16 protein-coding genes are annotated in these 23,219 nt (G+C 60.8%); 11 read left to right on the top strand and 5 right to left on the bottom strand.

Features of this window, described 5'->3' with window-relative positions; translation table 11 throughout:
- Positions 1-110 precede the first annotated feature (110 nt).
- Positions 111-1,451 carry a substrate-binding domain-containing protein gene (locus ACA057_RS21185; protein ID WP_497342037.1) on the bottom strand — a complete coding sequence of 447 codons (1,341 nt, stop codon included), beginning with the start codon at positions 1,449-1,451 and terminating at the stop codon, positions 111-113.
- 131 nt (positions 1,452-1,582) lie between these two features.
- On the bottom strand, positions 1,583-2,395 hold the full coding sequence (xthA, locus tag ACA057_RS21180; protein WP_140667798.1) for an exodeoxyribonuclease III: 813 nt from the start codon (positions 2,393-2,395) through the stop codon (positions 1,583-1,585).
- Between the two features lie 321 nt (positions 2,396-2,716).
- Between xthA and ACA057_RS21175 the strand changes: the two genes are divergently transcribed.
- The 7 genes from ACA057_RS21175 (at position 2,717) to ACA057_RS21145 (ending at position 13,875) form a co-directional block, all read left to right on the top strand.
- Positions 2,717-3,367: a GNAT family N-acetyltransferase gene (locus tag ACA057_RS21175; protein ID WP_497342035.1), complete on the top strand. Its 651-nt coding sequence runs from the start codon at positions 2,717-2,719 to the stop codon at positions 3,365-3,367.
- Between the two features lie 66 nt (positions 3,368-3,433).
- Complete coding sequence (locus tag ACA057_RS21170) at positions 3,434-5,161, top strand: autotransporter assembly complex protein TamA (protein WP_497342033.1); 1,728 nt, start codon at positions 3,434-3,436, stop codon at positions 5,159-5,161.
- Positions 5,158-8,832: a translocation/assembly module TamB domain-containing protein gene (locus tag ACA057_RS21165; protein WP_497342031.1), complete on the top strand. Its 3,675-nt coding sequence runs from the start codon at positions 5,158-5,160 to the stop codon at positions 8,830-8,832. Before ACA057_RS21170 ends, ACA057_RS21165 begins: the two co-directional genes overlap by 4 nt.
- A 246-nt stretch (positions 8,833-9,078) precedes the next feature.
- A complete protein-coding gene (locus ACA057_RS21160; protein WP_497342029.1) occupies positions 9,079-9,552 on the top strand; it encodes a MarR family winged helix-turn-helix transcriptional regulator in 474 nt (157 codons plus the stop codon).
- Complete coding sequence (locus ACA057_RS21155) at positions 9,549-11,018, top strand: efflux transporter outer membrane subunit (RefSeq protein WP_497342027.1); 1,470 nt, start codon at positions 9,549-9,551, stop codon at positions 11,016-11,018. Before ACA057_RS21160 ends, ACA057_RS21155 begins: the two co-directional genes overlap by 4 nt.
- A 15-nt stretch (positions 11,019-11,033) precedes the next feature.
- Positions 11,034-12,251, top strand: coding sequence for an HlyD family secretion protein (locus ACA057_RS21150; protein WP_497342025.1), 1,218 nt, complete (start codon positions 11,034-11,036; stop codon positions 12,249-12,251).
- 94 nt (positions 12,252-12,345) lie between these two features.
- Positions 12,346-13,875 (top strand): DHA2 family efflux MFS transporter permease subunit, encoded by a 1,530-nt coding sequence (locus tag ACA057_RS21145; protein WP_497342023.1) that lies wholly within the window; start codon positions 12,346-12,348, stop codon positions 13,873-13,875.
- A 124-nt stretch (positions 13,876-13,999) separates the two neighbouring features.
- On the opposite strand, the gene lpxH is transcribed toward ACA057_RS21145, so the two are convergent.
- On the bottom strand, positions 14,000-14,752 hold the full coding sequence (gene lpxH / locus ACA057_RS21140) for a UDP-2,3-diacylglucosamine diphosphatase (protein ID WP_497342021.1): 753 nt from the start codon (positions 14,750-14,752) through the stop codon (positions 14,000-14,002).
- Positions 14,749-15,252 carry a peptidylprolyl isomerase gene (locus ACA057_RS21135; protein WP_497342019.1) on the bottom strand — a complete coding sequence of 168 codons (504 nt, stop codon included), beginning with the start codon at positions 15,250-15,252 and terminating at the stop codon, positions 14,749-14,751. The genes lpxH and ACA057_RS21135 overlap by 4 nt, the downstream gene beginning before the upstream one ends.
- A 251-nt stretch (positions 15,253-15,503) precedes the next feature.
- On the opposite strand from ACA057_RS21135, the gene ACA057_RS21130 reads away from it, so the two are divergent.
- The gene (locus ACA057_RS21130; protein ID WP_497342017.1) at positions 15,504-17,204 is read left to right on the top strand and encodes a glutamine--tRNA ligase/YqeY domain fusion protein; all 1,701 of its coding nucleotides are present in this window, start codon (positions 15,504-15,506) and stop codon (positions 17,202-17,204) included.
- Between the two features lie 18 nt (positions 17,205-17,222).
- Positions 17,223-18,605, top strand: coding sequence for a cysteine--tRNA ligase (gene cysS, locus ACA057_RS21125; RefSeq protein ID WP_497342015.1), 1,383 nt, complete (start codon positions 17,223-17,225; stop codon positions 18,603-18,605).
- A 216-nt stretch (positions 18,606-18,821) separates the two neighbouring features.
- On the opposite strand, the gene ACA057_RS21120 is transcribed toward cysS, so the two are convergent.
- Positions 18,822-20,663 (bottom strand): sigma-54-dependent Fis family transcriptional regulator, encoded by a 1,842-nt coding sequence (locus ACA057_RS21120; protein ID WP_497342013.1) that lies wholly within the window; start codon positions 20,661-20,663, stop codon positions 18,822-18,824.
- 369 nt (positions 20,664-21,032) lie between these two features.
- Here ACA057_RS21120 and ACA057_RS21115 point away from each other — a divergent pair, with 369 nt between their 5' ends.
- Positions 21,033-22,127, top strand: a complete 1,095-nt coding sequence (locus ACA057_RS21115; protein ID WP_059406589.1) for an ABC transporter ATP-binding protein — start codon at positions 21,033-21,035, stop codon at positions 22,125-22,127.
- Complete coding sequence (locus ACA057_RS21110) at positions 22,127-23,218, top strand: ABC transporter ATP-binding protein (protein WP_497342011.1); 1,092 nt, start codon at positions 22,127-22,129, stop codon at positions 23,216-23,218. The genes ACA057_RS21115 and ACA057_RS21110 overlap by 1 nt, the downstream gene beginning before the upstream one ends.
- The last annotated feature ends 1 nt before the right edge of the window (position 23,219 follow it).

The raw sequence follows: 23,219 nt of genomic DNA, 5'->3' as shown, positions 1-23,219 counted from the left end.
GCGTCATCGTTCATCGCGGGCAAGCCCGGCTCCCACAGGTTCAGTGTGATCCTTGTGGGAGCGGGCTTGCCCGCGATGGCGTCAGCCGATTCAACACAGCAACATCCGACTCAATACACCCAAACCTCAACCCGTCGATTCTTGATCCGCCCCTCATCCGCGCTATTGGCCGCCACCGGCATCTCGGCGCCAAAGCCGCGAATCTCGCGAAACACCACGCCGCTTTTCACCAGTTCCCGCCGCACCGCCATGGCCCGCAACTTCGACAACAGATCGGCGCGCGCCGGGTCGCTCTTGGCATCGCCAAACCCCACCAGCGTTACCTCCCGGTTGGCTTTGTCGTGCTGCTTTATATAGTCGAGCACCCGCGACAGGTCCTGTCGGGCCTTGTTGTCCAGGCTGGCGCTGCCTTCCTCGAAACGGAAATTCACCGACAGCCGCTGGGCATGACGGCTGAGCGCCTGATAACCCTCGGGCATCAGTGCGTTCGGCGTGACGGCCATGGCCTGGACGGTCTGGGCGATAAAGCCATTGGCGGCGACGATGGCCTGGCCTTTGTTGCTCTGGGCAAATGCCACCAATGCTTCGGCCCACGGGTTTTTCCCATTGGGCGGCCAGTAAAAGAACAGCCGCCGCGACAACGGATAGTCTTCCGTGGCGATCAGGTTATACAGCGGCAACATCGCTTGGGACTGGCCGTCAGCAATCGCCACGGCTTTGGCCTGACGCACGTAAGGCAAGCCTATGAAACCGATGCCTTGCGGGTCCTGGCTGACGGCGTCGGATAATTGCTCGCTGGATTCGAAGCGCTTCGCCGCACTGTGAAGCGTTTTCCCACGACGGCTGAGGACCAATTCCTTGAAGGTGTCGTAGGTGCCGGATTGATCATCCCGCGCGTAGAGATGAATCGTCCCACCGCTGCCGCCGAGTTCTTCCCAGGTTTTGGCTTCGCCGCTGAAAATTCGCGCCAGTTGTTCGGTGTTGAGTTGGTTCAGCGGGTTTTGCGGATGAAGGATGATTGCCAGCCCATCGATGGCAATGACTTGCTCGGCGGCGGGGCTTTTCAGATCGCCCAGGGCTTTGAGGTCCGCCAGTTCGCTGTCCTTGATCGGGCGCGACGAGGCAGCGAGGTCGGCGGTGGCGGCTTTCAGCGCTGTGAATCCGGTGCTGGAACCGTGGGCTGCGACGTCCACCACCACACGCCGGCCTTGAGCGGTTTCGCCGATGACACGCAATTCGTTAACGGTGTCCGAGGCTTCGCTGTGCACCTTGAGCAGACCCTGTTCGCGCATCAAGCCCTCGACCAGCGCCGGGCCTAATGCCGCGCCAATGGTGTTGGAGCCCTGGATGCGCAGCACGGAGCCGTTTTCGGACGTCGGCAAATCGCCGGCTGACGCCATCAACGGCTGCCAGACGCAGAGCAGCAACAGGAACAACACGCGCAGGGTCATGCCGGCACCTTAATATAGCCAAATGAAGTGCCGGGAGATTAAGTCAGTAAGGTTTCCGGAAGATGACAGTTACTCAATGTGGGATCGCCGCACCGCCGCTCCCACATTCGATCTATGCAGATCTGTAGGGATCAGCTCAATTCAAGCCAGATCGGCGCATGATCCGAGGGTTTTTCCATCCCGCGCAGGTCGTAATCCACGCCGGCATCCTTGACCCGTGGCAGCAAGCCGTGGGACGCCATGATCAAGTCAATCCGCAGGCCACGCTTGGGTTCGTCTTCAAACCCGCGGCTGCGGTAGTCGAACCAGCTGAAGCGGTCGGCCACGTCCGGGTTCAGGTGGCGGAAGCTGTCCACCAAGCCCCAGTTCTTCAAGCGCGCCATCCACTCGCGCTCTTCCGGCAGGAAGCTGCACTTGCCGGTTTTCAGCCAGCGTTTCATGTTGTCCGGGCCGATACCGATGTCGCAGTCTTCCGGGGAAATGTTCACGTCACCCATCACCACCACCGGCTGATCGTTGCTGAACTGGCTTTCCAGCAATTGCTGCAGATCACTGTAAAAGCGTTGCTTGGCCGGGAACTTGGTCGGGTGATCGCGGCTTTCGCCCTGGGGGAAATAGCCATTCATGATGGTTACCGGCACGCCATTGGCGTCGGCGAACGTACCCCAGATGAAGCGCCGTTGAGCGTCTTCTTCATCGGTGGCAAAACCTTTGTGCAGCGCCAGCGGTTCTTTACGCGAGAGCAGGGCGACGCCGTAATGGCCTTTTTGCCCATGGAAATACACGTGATAGCCCAGCGCCTGGACTTCGGCCAGCGGGAACTGGTCGTCGTGGACCTTGGTTTCCTGCAGGCCGATCACGTCTGGCTGGTGTTTCTCGATCAGCGCCGCCAGCTGATGCGGGCGAGCGCGCAGCCCGTTGATGTTGAAGGAGACGATCTTCATGGTCGGCAGTCCTGGCAAAAGGGCGATGCTAGCTGACATGTAGGAATGGGGCCAGTGTGGGGTGAGGGTGATTCACTGTGTTCTATCAGATCTATATGGGCAGTGCGGGCCTCTTCGCGAGCAAGCCCGCTCCCACACTGGATCTCTGTCAGGCCCCTGAAATCGCCAGTCTGGTCTATACCTTTGTGGGAGCGGGCTTGCCCGCGATGACGGCTCAAGCCGCAACACTGATTCGGATCAGCAAGGAACTGTGCCAGCGCTATAGGCTCGTAACCAGAAGAGCGCCGTCATTTGAACAGCGCCCCGGGGAGAAATACCGTTATGCCCGAAACCTCGACCGCCATCGCCGATATCCACATGCTCGACAGCGGCTACTCCCGCGAAGCCCGCTCCCTGTTGTACCAGGCCTACCGGCACGAGCCGACCTTCGGCTACCTGTTCGAAGCTGAACGCCCCGGTTATGAACAGCGGGTGCGCGCCACGGTGCGCGAACTGGTCAAGCAGCATTTTCTGCAGGACTTGCCCGCCATCGGCCTGTTGGTCAACGACCGGTTGATCGGCATTGCGCTGATCGCACCGCCGCAGCGTCGCCTGGGCATCACTGAAAGCTGGGCCTGGCGTTTGCGGATGGTGCTCAGCACCGGCTTTCGCTGCACCCGCCGCTACCTCGAGTATCACGATGCCGTGATGGCGTGCGTGCCGTCCGACTCGGTGCACTTGCTGCCATTGCTGGGGATTCACCCGCAATTCCAGGGCAAGCACTTCGGCGAACAACTGCTGCAAGCGGTGCATAACTGGTGCGCGGTCGATGAGCACTCTCAGGGTGTGGTGCTCGATACCGGGAATCCTCGTTATCTGGAGTTCTATAAGCGTCAGGGCTATGAGGAAATCGGCGAGGTCGCCGTAGGACCGATCCGCGAACACGTGTTTTTCCACGCCAATCCCCAGGTGGTGCAAACCGCCAAGGCATAGAGGGTCGAACTTTCCGCGCACGCCAGGCTCTATCACGCTCCCACGCTCGTGATAGCATCCGCGCCTATGAAGTTTCCAGGAAGAATTACCAGTGGCGTGCTGATGCTGATTACCAGCTGCACGGCGCTGGCGCAAAGTGAATTGGATGTGCGGATCAAACCGTCCAACGATGAACTGAAGGCCAATATAGAGGGCTATATCGGCAGCCTCGGCGATCGAGACGAAGAAGCCTTGCTGCGCTTCAGTCGTGGCGCCGAGGAACAGGCGCGCAAGGCCGCCCAGGCCTTGGGTTATTACCAACCGCAGATCGACACCGACGTGAAGGGCGGCAAGACGCCGCGCCTGATCCTCAGCATCGAGCCTGGCGAACCGATCCATTTGCGCAACGTCACCGTGCGCGTCGACGGGCCGGCCGCGTCGCTCAAAGCCTTTCGTGTGCCCAAAAGCAATGCGCTGAAAACCGGCGCCGTGCTCAACCACGGCCATTACGAAGACGCCAAACGACTGATCCAGAACCAGGCCTCGCGCTACGGTTTTTTCAGCGGCTATTTTTCCAGTCAGAAACTGTTGGTCGACCCGCGAGCCGGCGTCGCCGACATCGAACTCATTTATAACAGCGGCCCGCGTTATTCACTGGGCAAGGTCAGTTTCGAGGGCGACACGCCGTTCGACGAGGACTTGCTGACACGCATGGTGCCGTTCAAGCAAGGCGCGCCTTACGACTCCGAACTGATCGCCGAACTCAATCAGGCGATGCAATCGAGCGGCTATTTCGAAAGTGTGCGGGTCGATGCGGCGCCGACTGCGGCGAAGAACGATGTGATTCCGGTCGACGTCAAACTCGAAACCCGTAAACCACGGACCATGGGCCTCGGGCTCGGTTACTCCACCGACGTCGGCCCACGGGTCAAGGCCAACTGGACCCGGCACTGGGTCAATCCCCAAGGGCATAGCTACGGCTGGGAGACTGAAGTCTCGGCACCCCGGCAGAACGTCGGGGTGTTCTACGACATTCCCCTGGACCCGCCGCTGACCGACAAACTGCGCTTTGCCGGGGGTTATCAGAACGAAGAAATCGCCGACAAGGATTCCCTCAGTAAACTGCTGACCCTCGGTCCCGAGTGGCACAGCAAGTTGCCCAGCGGTTGGCAGCGGGTGGTGTCGCTCAAGTGGCAGCGCGAGGAATACCGGCTCGGCGACGACTCGGGGCTCAGCACGTTGCTGATGCCGGGCGTCAGCTATTCCTACTTGAAAAGCGATAACCGCATCGACCCGCACAACGGCTATCGCCTGGAGTTCGAAACCAAAGTGGCCAAGGAAGGGCTGGGTTCCGACAACAACCTGCTGTACGGCACGGCGCTGATAAAAGGCCTGACCACGGTCTTCGACAAACACCGTTTCCTCGGTCGGGTGCAGGTCGGCGGCAGTGCCACCAACGGCTACAAATCCGTGCCACCGTCGCTGCGCTTCTTCGCCGGTGGTGATCAGAGCGTGCGCGGTTACGACTACCAAAGCCTGTCCCCGGAAAACTCCGAGGGCGACCGCATCGGTGGTCGCTACATGGTTGCCGGCAGCGTCGAGTATCAATACTCGGTCGCCGAAAAATGGCGGGTCGCGACCTTCATCGACCAGGGCAACTCCTTTAATACCCTCGAACTGCCGAACCTCAAGACCGGCGTCGGTATCGGCGTGCGCTGGGTCTCACCAGTGGGGCCGATCCGCCTGGATCTGGCCCACGCGATGGACGACGATGGCGGCATCCGACTGCACTTTTCCATGGGGCCTGAGCTGTGAAGCGTGGTTTGAAAATAACGCTGCTGGCGATTCTGGCGCTGCTGATGCTGGTCGTCCTGAGTGTGGCCACGGTGCTCGGTACGGCGGCGGGCAGCCGCTGGGCGCTGGGGTTTGTGCCGGGTTTGACCCTGGACAACTTTCAGGGCCGACTGGGCGGACAGTGGAGCGCCGACCGTGTGCTGTGGCAGCAGGACACCAGCCGGGTTGAGCTGAACAAAGTCATTTTCGCCTGGTCGCCGTTGTGCCTGACGCGCATGGCGCTGTGCATCGAGCAATTGAAGGCCGATCAGGTCAGCCTGCAATTTCCGCCGGGCACCGATGAGGACAGCAGCGGTGCCATCGAGCTGCCGGACCTGGACTTGCCACTGGCCATCGAGCTGGGCGACGTCCAGGTCGGCAGCCTGCTGTTCAACGGCAGCGAAGCACTCAAGGGGTTGCAACTGGCGGCACACTGGACCGCCAATGGCTTGCAGATCGACTCGGTGAAATTGCAGCGCGACGAGCTGAGCCTGAACCTGTCCGGCTTGCTGCAACCGAACGGCAACTGGCCGCTGAAAGCTGAAGGCAAACTGACGTTGCCGGCGCCGGGCACCGAGCCTTGGGCGCTGGCCTTGAAAATCGACGGCGATTTGCTGAAAACCCTGAACCTGCACGCCGACAGCAGCGGTTACCTGAACGGACAACTGACCGGTGAGCTGCAACCGTTGGTGGAAAACCTGCCGGCCAAGGTGCGAATCACCGCCGACGGCTTCAAGGCCAGCGCCGATCTGCCGGACACCTTGCTACTCAATCAATTGGAACTCACAGGTGTTGGTGACCTGAAAAACGGTTACCAATTGCAGGGCACAGCGACATTGCCCGCAGAAGCCGGACCGGTCGCGCTGGTGCTGCAAGGCAAGGTCGACGCCAACGGCGCACAGATCGCCGCGCTCGACCTGACGGCCAACGACAAGCAAAGCCTCAAGCTCACCGGCAACCTCGACTGGAGCAACGGCCTGAGCGCCGATGCAAAAATCGACTGGCTGGATTTCCCGTGGCATCGCCTCTATCCGCTGATCGACGAACCAGAAGTGGCGTTGCGCAGTTTCAACGGTGAAGTCTCCTACACCGACGGCAAATACATCGGTAACTTCAAAGCCGCACTCGATGGCCCTGCCGGCGCGTTCAGCCTGACCAGCCCGTTCAGCGGCGACCTGTCGAAAATCTACCTGCAACAAATTCAACTGGTGGCAGGGCAGGGCAAGGCCGAAGGGCATCTGAACCTGCAATTCGCCGATGGCATCGCCTGGGACACCGCGCTGGAACTGTCGGCGATCAACCCGGCGTACTGGGTTGCGGAATTGCCGGGCATCCTGGCCGGGCCGCTACGCAGCAAAGGCGAGATCAAGAATGAAAAACTCAGCCTGAGTGCCGACCTGGATTTGAAGGGCAAACTGCGTGGGCAACCCGCCGTTCTCCAGGCCAAGGCTGACGGCGCCGGCGAGCAATGGAACCTCAACGCGTTGCAGATTCGCCTGGGCGACAACAGCATCACCGGCAAGGGCAGCCTGCAACAGAAACTCGCCGGCCAGATCGATATCAAGCTGTCGCGCCTGGCCCAGCTCTGGCCGCAACTGCGCGGTCAGCTCAATGGTCGCGTCGATGTCGCCGGCACGCTCAAGGCGCCGCAAGGCAAGCTCGGGCTGCAAGGCACGCAACTGGCGTTTGCCGACAATCGTCTGCAAAGCCTGAACCTCGACGCCACCCTCGACAGCGCGCAACGGGCCAAGATCGACCTCAAGGGCAGTGGGATTCAGGCCGGTGACACGTCACTGGGCACGCTGACCGCCAGTGGCCAGGGCGATATCAAAAACCAGAAGCTTGCCCTCGACCTGCAAGGACCGAAGCTGAAACTCGCCCTCGGCCTCGATGGCAGTCTGGACCAAGGCAACTGGCGCGGACGCCTGGCCAGTGGCGATATCCAGGCCGGCGGCCAGGACTGGAAGCTGCAAGGTCCGGCGAAACTGGAGCGGCTGGCGGACGGCAAGATCAACTTCGGCGCCCATTGCTGGACGTCCGGCCCGGCCAGCCTGTGCGGTGAAGACCAGCGCCTGATGCCGGAGCCGAAGCTGCGTTACCACCTCAAACAATTCCCGATCGACAGCCTGGCGCAATGGCTGCCGAAGGATTTCGCCTGGAAGGGCCGGCTCAATGCCGACCTGCAACTGGACCTGCCGGCCAGCGGCCCGAACGGGCAGGTCAGCATCGATGCCAGCGGTGGCACCTTGCGCGTGAAGGAAAAGGATCAGTGGCTGGACTTCCCGTACCAGACCCTGATCCTCACCAGCAAACTCACGCCCAAGCGTATCGACACCGACCTCAACTTCGTCGGCGGCAAGCTTGGCGAACTGAGGGTGCAGGCGCAGATCAATCCATTGCCGGCGAACAAACCGCTGACCGGTTCGTTCCGCTTGAATGGCCTGGACCTGTCCGTGGCGCGGCCGTTTGTGCCGATGGTCGAGAAGCTCACCGGACGCTTGAATGGCAGCGGCACGATCGCCGGTACGCTGATGGCGCCGCAAATCAACGGCAATCTGCTGCTCAGCGACGGCGAGGTGTCCGGGCCTGAACTGCCGATGGCGCTTCAAGCCATGCAACTGCGTGCGGTGATTGCTGGCGAAACCGTTCAAGTGGACGGCGGCTGGAAAAGCGGCAAGACCGGGCAGGGCAGCCTCAATGGCAACATCGCCTGGGGTCAGGCGCTGGTGGTGGACCTGGCGCTCAAGGGTTCGCAATTGCCGGTCACCGTCGAGCCATACGCCAAGCTGGAAGTGGCGCCGGACCTGAAGATTTCGTTGAAGGACGACAAACTGGCGATCGTCGGCAAAGTGCTGGTGCCCAAAGGCGAGATCACCGTGCGCGAGCTGCCGCCGTCGACGGTCAAGCTCTCGGATGACACGGTGATCGTCGGTCAGCAAACCGAAGAGGGCAAGCCGCCGATGGCCATGGCGATGGACATCGATGTGGTCGTGGGGCAGGACAAGTTGAGCTTTGCCGGGTTTGGCCTCACCGCCAATCTACAAGGCCATGTGCACATCGGCGACAACCTCGACACCCGTGGCGAGCTCTGGCTCAACGACGGGCGTTATCGCGCCTACGGCCAGCGGCTGACCGTGCGCCGGGCGCGTTTGCTGTTTGCTGGCCCCATTGATCAGCCGTACCTGGACATCGAAGCGATTCGCCAGACCGACGACATCATCGCCGGCATTCGCCTGAGCGGCAGTGCCGAGCAGCCGACCACACAAATCTTCTCCGAACCGGCCATGAGCCAGGAACAGGCGTTGTCCTATCTGGTGCTGGGGCGTCCGTTGGCCAACAGCGGTGAAGACAACAACATGCTCGCCCAGGCGGCGCTCGGGTTGGGCTTGATGGGCAGTTCGGGGGTGACCAGCGGCTTGGCGAAAAACCTCGGGATCCAGGATTTCCAACTCGACACCGAGGGTAGCGGCAACGCCACCAGCGTGGTCGCCAGCGGCAATATCTCGGAGAAACTCAGCCTGCGTTATGGCGTGGGCGTATTCGAGCCGGCCAACACGATTGCCTTGCGCTACAAGCTGAGCAAGAAGGTCTACCTCGAAGCCGCGGGCGGCGTGGCCAGTTCGCTCGACATCTTCTACAAGCGGGATTTCTAGGTCCCGTCCTCTCCGAAACCGAGTCGCTCCCTTCGCGAGCAAGCCCGCTCCCACATTTAATTTGTGCACGTCGCAGATCAAATGTGGGAGCGGGCTTGCTCGCGAAGGCGGCAGTGCAGCCACCAAAAAATCCATAGCCATTTATCCGCAAAATACCAAGCACCCTAACTATTACGTTGACATTCGCTGCCTAGGCAGTAACATCTCGTCATACATTCACTGCCTAGGCAGCTAATTGGTGGCTCGATGAAACACTTCACCCCAGACGGATTCCACAATTGCCATCTCGGCCTCTTGCTCGGGCGCGCCGCGCTGCTCAAGGACCGGATCATCGACACCCATATGGAACCCCACGGCATCACCGCCGCGCAGTTCAAGGTGCTGATCATCATGGCCCAGTTCGGCGTCGATACCCCGGCCGAGCTGTGCCGGCACCTGTCCCTGGACAGCGGTTCGATGACGCGCATGCTCGATCGCCTGGAACAGAAAGGTTTCCTCGCCCGCCAACGTTCCGAGGCGGATCGCCGTCAGGTGCGGCTGGTGCTGACTGAAGAAGGGCAGAAGCTCGCTGATCGCCTGCCGCACATCGGCGCTGACGCCATGAATGAACTGGCAGGCGCTATCAGCCCGGAAGAGCTGGCAACCCTGGAACAGATCCTGAAGAAAATCTTGGTGGCAGCCGGTGACTCGATCACCTTGCTGCGGGTAGGTGACAAATGAGCAGCAAAACCCTGCGTACCGGCCTGAGTGCGGTGCTGTTGGCCATGAGCCTGGCCGGTTGCGCCAGTTACAGCGGCTTGAACACCGAAGGCGTCAGCTTGGAAGCGAAAAACCTCAAGGCCGGGCAATCCCTCAGCGGCGTGACCCTGTCGCCAGCGGCCTGGCCGAAAAGCGATTGGTGGAAAAGCCTTGGCGACCCGCAACTCGACGGTCTGATCCGCGAAGCCCTGCACGACAGCCCCGACATGCAAATTGCCGACGCCCGCGCCCATCAGGCCAGCGCCGCCGCGTATGCCGCCGATGCCGCTCGGATGCCGACCCTCGATGCCAGCGCCGGTGTCAGCCGTTCGCGCCTGGCCAAAGATCAAGACCCGAGAGGCGAGGGCGATGCGTACTCCACCGTGCGTAACATCGGCGCCAGTTTCAATTACAACTTCGACCTCTGGGGCGGTCAGCGTGACGCCTGGGAAGCCGCGTTGGGCCAGGCCCGCGCCGCCGAAGTCGATCAGCAGGCCGCGCAGTTGACCTTGTCCGCCGACGTCGCCCGCGCCTACAGCGATCTGGGGCAGGCGCACATCGTCTACGACCTGGCCAGTGAAGACCTCAAGCGCACCAGGCAAATGCTCGATCTGGGCCAGCGTCGCCTGAGCTCGGGCATCGACAGCCAGTACCAGTTCCAGCAAACCGAAAGCCTCGAAGCCACCTCCGAAGCCAGCCTGATCGACGCCGAAAAGCGCCTGCAAAGCGCGAAAATCGCTTTGGCCGTGTTGCTCGGCAAAGGCCCGGATCGCGGTAACGAAATTGCCCGACCGAAAATCCTCCAGGCCAGCGCCGTCGCGTTGCCGTCGGTGCTGCCGGCGGAGTTGCTCGGTCGTCGTCCAGACCTGGTGGCCGCGCGCTGGCGGGTCGAGGCGGCGAGCAAGAACATCGACGCCGGCAAAACCCATTTCTATCCCAACCTCAACCTGAGCGCCGCCGCGGGTGCCGAGTCGTTGCTGGGCGATGCGATGTTCGGTTCGGCGAGTCGTTTCTTCAATGTTGCGCCGACGATCTCGGTGCCGATTTTCGACGGCGGCCGCCTGCGTGCCGACCTCGATTCCCGCGATGCCGATTACGACCTCGCGGTGGCGCAGTACAACAAAAGCCTGGTGAAAGCCTTGGGCGATGTCAGCGACACCATTAACCAGTTGCGCGATATCGGCCGGCAGATCGGCGCGCAGCAACACGCCACCGACATTGCCCAGGATTCTTACAACACCGTGGTCCAGCGCTACGGTTCCGGCATCGGCAACTACCTGGACGTGCTCAGCATCGAGCAGCAATTGCTCCAGGCCCAGCGTCAGCTGGCCAACCTGAATGCCGAGCAGATCGACCTGTCGATCCAACTGATGCAGGCGCTGGGCGGCGGCTTCCAGGGCGAAACCCTGGCCGCCGCCAAGACAACCCCAGCCACGCTGACCCACTAATTCAAGGTAACTGTCATGGCCACTGCCGAAACAACCTCTCCCTCAATTAGTAATGCGGCTGACAACACACCCGACACCAGCAATCCGCGCAAACGCAAAGTGATGCTGGTGGTCCTCGCCATCGTGGTGATCCTCGCCGGTATCGGCGTCTGGGGTTATCACGAATTCTACGGTCGCTGGAACGAAAGCACCGACGACGCCTATGTGAACGGCAACGTGGTGGAAATCACCCCGCTGGTCACCGGCACCGTCGTCAGCATCGGTGCCGACGATGGCGACCTGGTTCACGAAGGCCAGGTGCTGATCAACTTCGACCCGAACGACGCCGAAATCGGTCTGCAAAATGCCCAGGCCCAACTGGCGCGCACCGTGCGCCAGGTGCGCGGGTTGTACAGCAACGTCGACGGCATGAAAGCCCAGGTCAACGCCCAGCAGGCTGAAGTGCAAAAGGCTCAGGACAACTTCAATCGGCGGAAGAATCTGGCTGCCGGCGGGGCGATTTCCCAGGAAGAACTGTCCCACGCTCGCGACGACCTGACCTCGGCGCAAAACGCCCTGGCCAATGCCAAACAACAACTCAAGACCACCAGCGCGCTGGTCGATGACACCGTGGTGTCGTCGCATCCGGACGTGATGGCCGCCGCCGCGCAACTGCGTCAGGCGTACCTGAACAACTCGCGCAGCACCTTGATCGCGCCGGTCACCGGTTACGTCGCCAAGCGTTCGGTGCAACTGGGCCAACGGGTCCAGCCGGGTACCGCGCTGATGGCCGTGATTCCTCTGGATCAGCTGTGGATCGACGCCAATTTCAAGGAAACCCAGCTGCGCGACATGCGCATCGGCCAACCGGTGGACATCGAGGCCGACCTGTACGGCAGCAGCGTGAAGTACAGCGGCACCATCGACAGCCTCGGCGCCGGTACCGGCAGCGCGTTTGCCCTGTTGCCGGCGCAAAACGCCACCGGTAACTGGATCAAGATCGTCCAGCGCGTGCCGGTGCGGATTCACATCAACCCCGAAGAACTGGCCAAGCACCCGCTGCGGGTCGGCCTGTCGACGCAGGTCGATGTGAACCTGCGCGACCAGAGCGGCCCGGTGTTGGCGCAACAGCCGCCGCAAAAGGCTTCGTTCAGCACCAACGTCTACGACCGTCAGTTGGCCGAAGCCGACGCGATGATCACTCAGTTGATTCACGACAACAGCGCCGTGGTCAGCAAGACCGCGCAACGCTGATCAGTCATCACACCGACCCTGTGGAAGCTCGCTCCCACAAGGTCAGCTGCGTCGGTAACCGGCGCGGCACCCATCAGGTTTCAAAGGATTCGCGATGAGCAATAACGCGTCTTTCACGCCGCCCAGCCTGCTGCTCAGCACCATTGGCCTGTCGCTGGCGACCTTCATGCAAGTGCTCGACACCACCATTGCCAACGTGGCGCTGCCGACGATTTCCGGCAACCTGGGTGTGAGTTCGGAGCAGGGCACGTGGGTGATCACTTCGTTCGCCGTGAGTAACGCCATCGCGCTGCCGCTGACCGGTTGGCTCAGCCGGCGTTTCGGTGAGGTGAAGCTGTTTTTGTGGGCGACCATCCTGTTCGTGATTGCCTCGTTTCTCTGCGGTATCTCGACCTCGATGCCCGAGCTGATCGGCTTCCGAGTGCTGCAAGGCCTGGTGGCCGGTCCGCTGTACCCCATGACCCAAACGCTGCTGATCGCGGTTTATCCACCGGCCAGGCGCGGCATGGCGCTGGCGTTGCTGGCGATGGTCACGGTGGTGGCGCCGATTGCCGGGCCGATTCTCGGTGGCTGGATCACCGACAGTTACAGTTGGCCGTGGATCTTCTTTATCAACGTGCCGATCGGGATATTCGCGGTGATGGTGGTGCGTTCGCAGCTCAAGGCGCGCCCGGTGGTGACCAGTTACCAGCCGATGGATTACGTCGGACTGATCACGCTGATCATTGGCGTCGGCGCGTTGCAGGTGATCCTCGACAAAGGCAATGACCTGGATTGGTTCGAGTCGAACTTCATCATCATTGGCGCCGCTATTTCGGTGATTGCGCTGGCGGTGTTCGTGATCTGGGAAATGACCGACAAACACCCGGTGGTCAACCTGCGGTTGTTCGCCTACCGAAACTTCCGGATCGGCACCATCGTGTTGGTGTTGGGTTACGCCGGGTTCTTCGGCATCAACCTGATCCTGCCGCAATGGCTGCAAACCCAGATGGGCTACACAGCGACGTGGGCCGGGTTGGCGGTGGCACCGATCGGGATTCTGCCGGTATTGATGTCGCCGTTTGTCGGCAAATACGCGCACAAATTCGACCTGCGGCTGCTGGCCGGCCTGGCGTTCCTGGCGATTGGCTTGAGTTGCTTCATGCGTGCCGGGTTTACCAACGAAGTGGACTTCCAGCACATCGCCCTGGTGCAGCTGTTTATGGGGATTGGTGTGGCGCTGTTCTTCATGCCGACCTTGAGCATTCTGATGTCGGACTTGCCACCGAGCCAGATCGCCGACGGCGCGGGCCTGGCCACGTTCCTGCGGACCTTGGGCGGCAGTTTTGCGGCGTCGCTGACCACCTGGATCTGGATTCGCCGGGCGGACCAGCATCATGCGTATTTGAGTGAAAGCATCACCACCTATGAGCCGGCGACCCGGGATGCGCTGAACAGCCTGGGCGGGGCGGGCAATCCGGCGTATGCGCAGCTGGATCATGTACTGACCAGCCAGGCGTACATGCTCTCCACCGTGGATTACTTCACGTTGCTGGGGTGGGCGTTCATGGGGCTTATCGTGATCGTCTGGCTGGCGAAACCGCCGTTCGCGGCGAAGGCTGGGCCTGCAGCCAGCGGTCATTGATCCAACCACAGTCCCTGTGGGAGCGGGCTTGCCCGCGATGACGGTGGATCAGTCAACACCGTTGTTGAATGTGAGTCCGCTATCGCGGGCAAGCCCGCTCCCACAGGGTTCTGTGTTTGGCAGGTCAGTCAGTGGGTGCTGCCAACTGTGGCGGCGGGGCGAAGTCAAACGGCGCCAACGCAAACCCTTGCTCATCCACCTGCAACGCCCAGCCCTGGCGATCCCAATCCCCCAACACAATGCGCTTGGCCGCCTGTTCGCCAATCTGCAACTTGTGGATAGCGGGGCGATGGGTGTGGCCATGGATCAAGGTTTTCACGCCATAGGCCTGCATGATCCGTGGCACTTCGTCCGGGGTGACATCGACGATGTCATTGGCCTTCATCCGCGTCTGGGTACGGCTTTCGCTGCGCAGTTTGCGCGCCAGTTTCTGCCGGGCGCCCAAGGGCAAATGCCGCAGGATGAACAGGGTGATGGGGTTTCGCAGGTAACGACGCAGCTTCATATAGCCAATGTCGCGGGTACACAGGCTGTCGCCGTGCATCAAAAGCACCGGCTCGCCGTTGAACTGCACGACACTCGGGTCCTTCAGCAAGGTACAACCGGCCTGTTTGCAAAAGGCCTTGCCGAGCATGAAGTCGCGATTGCCGTGCATCAGAAAAATCGCCGTGCCGCTGTCGCTGAGTTCGCGCAGGGCCTGGCAGATGGAGCGCTGGAACGGCGTCATGGCATCGTCGCCAATCCACGCCTCAAAAAAATCGCCGAGGATGTACAACGCACTCGCCGAACGGGCGCGTCCGGCGAGCAAATCCAGAAACGCCCGGGTAATGTCCGGGCGCTCCTCTTCCAGATGTAAGTCTGAAATCAGCAGTATCACTCAATGATCTCGGCTTTCTCGATGATCACGTCTTCTGCTGGCACGTCCTGGTGGCCGGACTTCATGGTGGTGGAAACACCTTTGATCTTGTCGACTACTTCTTCGCCTGCAACCACTTTGGCGAATACCGCGTAGCCCCAGCCCTGAGTGGTCTTGGCGCTGTGGTTGAGGAAGCTGTTGTCAGCTACGTTGATGAAGAACTGGGCGGACGCCGAATGCGGCTCCATGGTGCGCGCCATGGCCACGCTGTACTTCACGTTCGGTAGGCCGTTGTCGGCTTCGTTCTGGATGCTTGGGCGCTTGTCTTTCTTTTCTTTCATGCCTGGCTCGAAACCGCCGCCCTGGATCATGAAGTTACCGATGACGCGGTGGAAAACCGTGTTTTCGTAGTGACCGGCTTTAACGTATTCGATGAAGTTGGCCACGGTGAGCGGGGCTTTTTCAGCGTTCAGTTCCAGGGCGATGTCGCCATGGTTGGTGGTCAGTTTGACTTGGGTCATGATCGGTACTCTATTCTAGGAATTCGTGGGTTTCGGGGCATTACAACCCCCAACCGGTCTGGCCAGCAACAGCCAAGGTGCGCAGTTTAGCGCGACAGACGGGAATTTCGAGGCTGTTTTTCATGAGCATCCGATTAAATGCAGCCGTTTTCGGGCCTGCTCTGTCAGCGACTTGACGGCATCGGCTATGATAGGCCCCTTTGTTTTGTCAGGCCCGTCTCCGGCCGCGCACTTGTACGTCCAAGGATCCTATGAGCAAGCCCACTGTCGAACCTACCTCGAATTCCAAGACCGGCCCTGCCGTGCCGGTCAATTTCCTGCGCCCGATCATCCAGGCGGACCTGGACTCGGGTAAGCACACGCAGATCGTCACCCGTTTCCCGCCTGAGCCCAACGGCTACCTGCACATCGGTCACGCCAAGTCGATTTGCGTGAACTTCGGCCTGGCCCAGGAATTCGGCGGCGTCACGCACCTGCGTTTCGACGACACCAACCCGGCCAAGGAAGACCAGGAATACATCGACGCGATCGAAAGCGACATCAAATGGCTGGGCTTCGAATGGTCCGGCGAAGTGCGCTACGCCTCGCAGTATTTCGACCAGTTGCACGACTGGGCCGTGGAGCTGATCAAGGCCGGCAAGGCCTACGTCGACGACCTGAGCCCGGAGCAGGCCAAGGAATACCGCGGCACCCTGACCGAGCCGGGCAAGAACAGCCCGTTCCGTGACCGTTCCGTGGAAGAAAACCTCGACTGGTTCGCCCGCATGAAGGCTGGCGAATTCCAGGACGGCGCACGCGTGCTGCGGGCCAAGATCGACATGGCCTCGCCGAACATGAACCTGCGCGACCCGATCATGTATCGCATCCGTCACGCGCATCACCACCAGACCGGTGACAAGTGGTGCATCTACCCGAACTACGACTTCACCCACGGTCAGTCGGACGCCATCGAAGGCATCACCCACTCGATCTGCACCCTGGAATTCGAAAGCCACCGTCCGCTGTACGACTGGTTCCTCGATGCCTTGCCAGTGCCGGCGCACCCGCGTCAGTACGAATTCAGCCGCCTGAACCTGAACTACACCATCACCAGCAAGCGCAAGCTCAAGCAACTGGTCGATGAAAAGCACGTGTTCGGCTGGGACGACCCGCGCATGTCCACGTTGTCGGGCTTCCGTCGCCGTGGCTACACCCCGGCGTCGATCCGTAACTTCTGCGAGATGGTCGGCACCAACCGCTCCGACGGCGTGGTCGACTACGGCATGCTCGAGTTCAGCATCCGTCAGGACCTGGACCAGAACGCTCCGCGCGCCATGTGCGTGCTGCGTCCGTTGAAGGTGGTGATCACCAACTACCCGCAAGACCAGGTCGAAAACCTCGAACTGCCGCGTCATCCGCAGAAAGAAGAACTCGGCGTGCGCAAGCTGCCGTTCGCCCGTGAAATCTACATCGACCGCGATGACTTCATGGAAGAGCCACCAAAAGGCTACAAGCGCCTGGAACCGAATGGCGAAGTGCGTCTGCGCGGCAGCTACGTGATTCGTGCCGACGAAGCAATCAAGGACGCCGATGGCAACATCATCGAACTGCGTTGCTCCTACGATCCGGAAACCCTGGGCAAGAACCCTGAAGGCCGCAAGGTCAAAGGTGTGGTGCATTGGGTGCCGGCGGCTGCCAGTATCGAGTGCGAAGTGCGTCTGTACGATCGCCTGTTCCGTTCGGCCAACCCTGAGAAGGCTGAAGACAGCGCCAGTTTCCTGGACAACATCAACCCTGACTCGCTGCAAGTTCTCACAGGTTGTCGTGCCGAGCCTTCGCTGGGCGACGCACAGCCGGAAGACCGTTTCCAGTTCGAGCGCGAAGGTTACTTCTGCGCTGATATCAAGGACTCGAAACCGGGCGCTCCGGTGTTCAACCGTACCGTGACCTTGCGTGATTCGTGGGGCCAGTGATTCAAGGAACAACATAAAGTGCTAACGATCTACAACACGCTCACCAAGAGCAAAGAAGTGTTCAAGCCGCTGGATGGCAACAAGGTGCGCATGTATGTCTGCGGGATGACCGTGTACGACTACTGCCACCTCGGCCACGGCCGCAGCATGGTCGCGTTCGACCTGGTGACCCGCTGGTTGCGGTTCAGCGGCTACGACCTGACCTACGTGCGCAACATCACCGACATCGACGACAAGATCATCAATCGCGCCCGTGAAAACGGCGAGTCGTTCGAAGCGCTGACCGAGCGCATGATCGCGGCGATGCACGAAGATGAAGCGCGCCTGAACATCAAGAAGCCGGACATGGAGCCACGCGCCACCGGCCACATCGCCGGCATGCACGCGATGATCCAGACCCTGATCGACAAGGGCTACGCCTACGCACCGGGCAATGGCGACGTGTACTACCGCGTCGCCAAGTTCATGGGCTACGGCAAACTGTCGCGCAAGAAGATCGAAGACCTGCGCATCGGCGCGCGGATCGAAGTCGACGAGTCGAAACAGGACCCGCTGGACTTCGTGCTGTGGAAAGCCGCCAAGCCGGGCGAGCCGAGCTGGGAGTCGCCGTGGGGCGACGGGCGTCCGGGCTGGCACATCGAGTGCTCGGTGATGTCGACCTGCTGCCTCGGTGAAACCTTCGACATTCATGGCGGCGGCAGCGACCTCGAGTTTCCGCACCATGAAAACGAAATCGCCCAGAGTGAAGCGGCCACCGGCAAGACCTACGCCAACGCGTGGATGCATTGCGGCATGATTCGCATCAATGGCGAGAAGATGTCCAAGTCCTTGAACAACTTCTTCACCATTCGCGACGTGCTGGAAAAGTACCACCCGGAAGTCGTGCGTTACCTGCTGGTGTCGAGCCACTACCGCAGCGCGATCAACTATTCGGAAGACAACCTCAAGGACGCCAAAGGCGCACTCGAGCGTTTCTACCATGCGTTGAAAGGCCTGCCGAACGTGGCGCCGGCTGGCGGCGAAGCGTTCGTCGAGCGTTTCACCCAGGTGATGAACGACGACTTCGGCACGCCGGAAGCCTGCGCGGTGCTGTTCGAGATGGTGCGCGAGATCAACCGTCTGCGCGAGAGCGATCTCGATGCGGCGGCCGGTTTGGCGGCGCGCTTGAAGGAACTGGCCAGTGTGCTGGGTGTGTTGCAGCTTGAGGCGGATGACTTCCTGCAAGCCGGCGCTGAAGGGCGGGTTGATGCGGCTGAGGTGGATGCGCTGATTGCGGCGCGTCTGGCGGCTCGTGCAGGTAAAGACTGGGCCGAATCCGACCGCATCCGCGACCAGCTCACCGCCATGGGCGTGGTACTGGAAGACGGCAAGGGCGGCACGACCTGGCGTTTGGCTGACTGATCGCTGGATCCGTTGTAAAACAAAACCCGCCTTGTGCGGGTTTTTGTTTTTTGGGGCAGGCGTGAGTGTGGCGGTGTCCCGACTGACGCCATCGCGGGCAAGCCCGCTCCCACAGTGGTCTGGGGTGTATTCCGATTTTGAGTACGGCATAAATCCCTGTGGGAGCGGGCTTGCCCGCGATGGTCTTAAGCCGGGCACGTCGCTACGGTTCACTCGTTACTCAGCCTGGCGCAACCGCTTGTAAAGGGTATTGCGACTAACTCCCAACCGCCGGGCCAGGTGCGAGATATTCCCCCCAGCCGCCTGCAACAACCGATTCAAATCCTCGGCATCATTCAAATCCACCGCCAGCGCTTCCGGGGTCTCAACCGGCTCCATCTCCAGATCGACAAAAAAATCATCCGGCAAATGCTCGGGCCGCACGGGTTGTTCCTCGGCCATGGCCAGCGCCACTTGCATCACGCTGCTGACCTGGCGCAAATTCCCCGGCCACGGATGACGGCTGAACAACGCCATCACCTCATGGCTCAATCCGGCCCACTGCGACGGCTCGCGGTGCTGTTCCCACAGCCGCTTGAACAGCGCCTGCTTGTCTGAGCGTTCCCGTAGCGGCGGCAATTCCAGGGTCAGGCCGCCGATGCGGTAGTACAAATCCTCGCGGAAGCGCCCCAGTTGCACCTGTTCACGCAACGAACGGTTAGTCGCCGAGATGATGCGGATGTCCACCGGGAACAGCTCGCTGCTGCCCACCGGTTGCACGCAACGTTCCTGCAACACGCGCAGCAGTCGGGCCTGGGTCGGCAGCGGCATATCACCGATTTCATCGAGGAACAGCGTACCTTTGTCGGCCTTGCGGATCAGCCCGATGCTGCCTTTCTGATTGGCGCCGGTGAACGCGCCTTTCTCGTAGCCAAACAGCTCGGACTCCACCAGTTCCGCGGGGATCGCTGCACAGTTGACGGCAATGAACGGTTGTTTGCTGCGGGAACTGGCCTGGTGCAACGCTTTGACGAAGACTTCCTTGCCGACGCCGGTTTCGCCGTGGATCAGCAGCGGAATGTCTTTCTCCAGCAAGCGCTCGGCCTGACGCACGGCTTTTTCCACGCGACTGTCACCGAAATGCAGGGTGTTGAGGCTGATCGCCGCCGGTGCCGCCGGTTCGGCGCTCTTGGGTTCAGAAAACACCCGCGCTTGAATCGGCACCTGCTTCGGCCGCTTCAACAGGCATTGAAAACGATTGCGCCCGGAGGCTTGCAGGGCGAAGGGCAGGCCGTCGGGCTGATTCAGCAGTTCCAGCAAGGACACCTTGAACAGGCTCTCGACGCTGACTCGCGACAGGCTGATGCCCAGTAAATTATCGGCCCGGCGGTTGGCCGACAGCACCTGGCCGGTTTCATCGAAGATCAGCAGGCCGGCCCACTGGCTGTCGAGGTTGTTCAGCCCGGTGTTGAAGGTCAGTTGGAAATGCTGGCCATGGAACAGGTTGAGGATCAGCCGGTTCTCCACGGTCTGACTCATCATCTTGACCATGCCGAGGGTGTGAGACGGCGGCAGGTAGCTGTCGCTGGACACATCCAGCACCGCGATCACCTTGCGTTCGGCATCGAAAATCGGCGCGGCGGAACCGGTCATGAAGCGGTTGGCCTTGAGAAAGTGTTCATCGTGCTCGATGTGCACCGCCTGCTCGCAGGCCAGCGCAGTGCCGATCGCATTGGTGCCGCTGCAACGCTCCATCCAGCTGGCACCGGCGCTGAAACCGCGGGTCAGGCTCGGCTCGATAAAACGTTGGGTGCCCCAGGACGTCAGCACCTGGCCCTGGTTGTCGGCCAGCATGATCAGGCAATTGGAATTGCTCAGGATGTTTTCGTAATACGGCAGGACTTCCTGGTGGGTAGTCTGCACCAGTGAATGCTGGCTCTCCAGCAACTGCGCGATGCCCTCGGCCGGCAACTGGTCGAACGCGGGAGTGCTTTGATGATCAAGGCCAAACGCGCGGCAACGGGACCAGGAGTCCTGGATGATGGCGTCGTGGGAGAGCGGCGAGGCAGGTGCGGCCATGGCAGGCAATCTCTGAGCAAAGCTTTTATTGTTTTTGTGGGTTTTGCATCACATTCAAACGCTACATAACGGTAGGAGCCAGGCTTGCCGGCGAAGGCGATTTCAACGACGCCTTCGCCGGCAAGCCTGGCTCCTACAGGGGCGATGTGTGGCTGAAAAGTGTTTATAGAGTGTTGTTCACTATTGTTCATTGTCAATCTTTGAACTGTTCAATTGTTCATTCGAGGTTGTTCATTTCTGTTCAGCAACGAAAGCGGTTTTCCCTGTATTTGCAGGATTTTCCTGCCGGATCAAAGGCTTGCCATTTCTGGCATGAAAGTCGCTCTACTGGTCAGGTCGCTTGACTCCAAATAATAAAAAGGCCGAGCCATGTCATTAACCCTGGAGCACGTCAGCCGCACCGTCGAGGGCCAGACCTGGATCGACGATGCGTGCCTGAGTTTCGAACCCGGATCCTTCAACGTTTTGCTCGGGCGCACGCTGTCCGGCAAAACCAGTCTCATGCGCCTGATGGCCGGCCTGGATAAACCCGACAGCGGCCGCATCCTGATGAACGGCGTCGATGTCACGCAGCGCCCGGTGCGCCTGCGCAACGTGTCGATGGTTTATCAGCAGTTCATCAATTACCCGACCATGACCGTGTTCGAGAACATCGCCTCGCCCTTGCGCCAGGGCGGCGTTTCCAACGAACAGATCCAGAGCAAGGTGCTGGAAACCGCGAAGATGCTGCGCATCGAGAAATTCCTTCAGCGCCATCCCCTCGAACTCTCCGGCGGTCAGCAACAGCGCACGGCCATGGCCCGGGCGTTGGTCAAGGACGCCGAGCTGATCCTGTTCGATGAGCCGCTGGTGAACCTCGATTACAAGCTGCGTGAAGAGTTGCGCCAGGAAATGCGCGAGCTGTTCAAGGCGCGGCACACCATTGCGATTTACGCCACCACCGAACCCAACGAAGCCCTTGCCCTGGGTGGCACCACCACCATTCTTCACGAAGGCCGGGTGATCCAGAGCGGCCGATCCACCGAGGTTTATCACCAGCCACAAACGGTGCTGGCGGCCGAGTTGTTCTCCGAACCGCCGATCAACCTGATGCCCGGACGCATTGCCGGCAACGAAGTGAGTTTCGCCAATTTCGTGCATTTCCCGTTGAACGTGGATCTTCGGCCGGTGGGCGAGGGCGAGTTCCGCTTCGGGGTGCGGCCGAGCCACATCTCGCTGGTGCCCAGCAACGACGACGATCTGGAACTGGCAGTGACCGTCGAGGTGGCCGAGATCAGCGGTTCGGAAACCTTCCTGCATGTGCGCAACGAGCATTTCCTGTTGGTGCTGCACCTGCCGGGCGTCCACGAATACGACGTCGATGCGCCGATTCGCATCTATATCCCGACCCATAAATTGTTTGTGTTCGATAAACAGGGGCGGCTGGTCCAGGCGCCCGGTCGCCGTATCGCGAGGGTTGCCTGATGGCCGAAATTCGTTTGCAACACCTCGCCCACAGTTACACCCGCACGCCGAGCGGCCCTGAGGATTACGCAATTCGCGAGATGGATCACGTCTGGGAGCAGGGCGGTGCCTACGCCTTGCTCGGGCCGTCGGGCTGTGGCAAGTCGACCTTGCTCAACATTATTTCCGGGCTGCTCAGCCCGTCCCAGGGTCAGGTGTTGTTCGACAGCAAAGTGGTCAACGACCTGACTCCGGAAAAGCGCAACATCGCCCAGGTTTTCCAGTTTCCGGTGGTCTACGACACCATGACGGTGTTCGACAACCTGGCCTTCCCGTTGCGTAATCAGGGCATGGCCGAGGCGAAAATTCACAGCAAGGTGCAGGAAATTGCCGAGGTCCTCGACCTCCAGGCGTTGCTGAGCAAGAAGGCCCGCAACCTCACCGCCGACGAAAAGCAGAAAGTCTCCATGGGCCGTGGGCTGGTGCGCGATGACGTCTCGGCGATCCTCTTCGACGAGCCGCTGACGGTGATCGACCCACACCTGAAGTGGAAGCTGCGGCGCAAGCTCAAGCAGATCCACGAGCAGTTCAACATCACCATGGTCTACGTCACCCATGATCAGCTGGAGGCCTCGACCTTCGCCGACAAGATTGCAGTGATGTACGGCGGGCAGATCGTGCAGTTCGGCACGCCGCGAGAGTTGTTCGAGCGGCCGAGCCACACTTTTGTCGGCTATTTCATCGGCAGTCCGGGGATGAACCTGATCGAGGTTCAGCCGCAAGCGGGCGGTGTCGGTTTCGCCTCGACCCATTTGCCGCTGTCCGAGGCGATGCAGAAACGTATCGAAGAGTCCGAGTGGAAAACCCTCAAGGTCGGTATCCGTCCGGAGTTCGTGCATGTGTGGGACGAACCCTTTGATGACGCGATGCAGGCACGGGTGGTCCACGTCGAAGACCTCGGCACCTACAAAATCATGACCCTGAACCTCGATGGCGCACCGCTGAAAGTGCGCCTGGCCGAAGACAAGCCAGTGCCCGAGGGCACTGCGTACATCAGCTTCCCGGGCCAGTGGTTGATGGTCTATGCCGACGACTACCTGCTGGAGGTATAGC

The organism is Pseudomonas sp. LBUM1661, from assembly GCF_059695925.1.
The sequence above is the reverse complement of the archived record's forward strand: the minus strand, read 5'-3'. Positions and strand labels throughout refer to the sequence as shown.

Excerpts from the sequence above, each read along its gene's own strand:
- ACA057_RS21185 (WP_497342037.1), bottom strand. The coding sequence starts at position 1,451 with ATGACCCTGCGCGTGTTGTTCCTGTTGCTGCTCTGCGTCTGGCAGCCG.
- xthA (WP_140667798.1), bottom strand. The coding sequence starts at position 2,395 with ATGAAGATCGTCTCCTTCAACATCAACGGGCTGCGCGCTCGCCCGCAT.
- ACA057_RS21175 (WP_497342035.1), top strand. The coding sequence starts at position 2,717 with ATGCCCGAAACCTCGACCGCCATCGCCGATATCCACATGCTCGACAGC.
- ACA057_RS21170 (WP_497342033.1), top strand. The coding sequence starts at position 3,434 with ATGAAGTTTCCAGGAAGAATTACCAGTGGCGTGCTGATGCTGATTACC.
- ACA057_RS21160 (WP_497342029.1), top strand. The coding sequence starts at position 9,079 with ATGAAACACTTCACCCCAGACGGATTCCACAATTGCCATCTCGGCCTC.
- ACA057_RS21155 (WP_497342027.1), top strand. The coding sequence starts at position 9,549 with ATGAGCAGCAAAACCCTGCGTACCGGCCTGAGTGCGGTGCTGTTGGCC.
- ACA057_RS21150 (WP_497342025.1), top strand. The coding sequence starts at position 11,034 with ATGGCCACTGCCGAAACAACCTCTCCCTCAATTAGTAATGCGGCTGAC.
- ACA057_RS21145 (WP_497342023.1), top strand. The coding sequence starts at position 12,346 with ATGAGCAATAACGCGTCTTTCACGCCGCCCAGCCTGCTGCTCAGCACC.
- ACA057_RS21135 (WP_497342019.1), bottom strand. The coding sequence starts at position 15,252 with ATGACCCAAGTCAAACTGACCACCAACCATGGCGACATCGCCCTGGAA.
- ACA057_RS21130 (WP_497342017.1), top strand. The coding sequence starts at position 15,504 with ATGAGCAAGCCCACTGTCGAACCTACCTCGAATTCCAAGACCGGCCCT.
- ACA057_RS21120 (WP_497342013.1), bottom strand. The coding sequence starts at position 20,663 with ATGGCCGCACCTGCCTCGCCGCTCTCCCACGACGCCATCATCCAGGAC.
- ACA057_RS21115 (WP_059406589.1), top strand. The coding sequence starts at position 21,033 with ATGTCATTAACCCTGGAGCACGTCAGCCGCACCGTCGAGGGCCAGACC.
- ACA057_RS21110 (WP_497342011.1), top strand. The coding sequence starts at position 22,127 with ATGGCCGAAATTCGTTTGCAACACCTCGCCCACAGTTACACCCGCACG.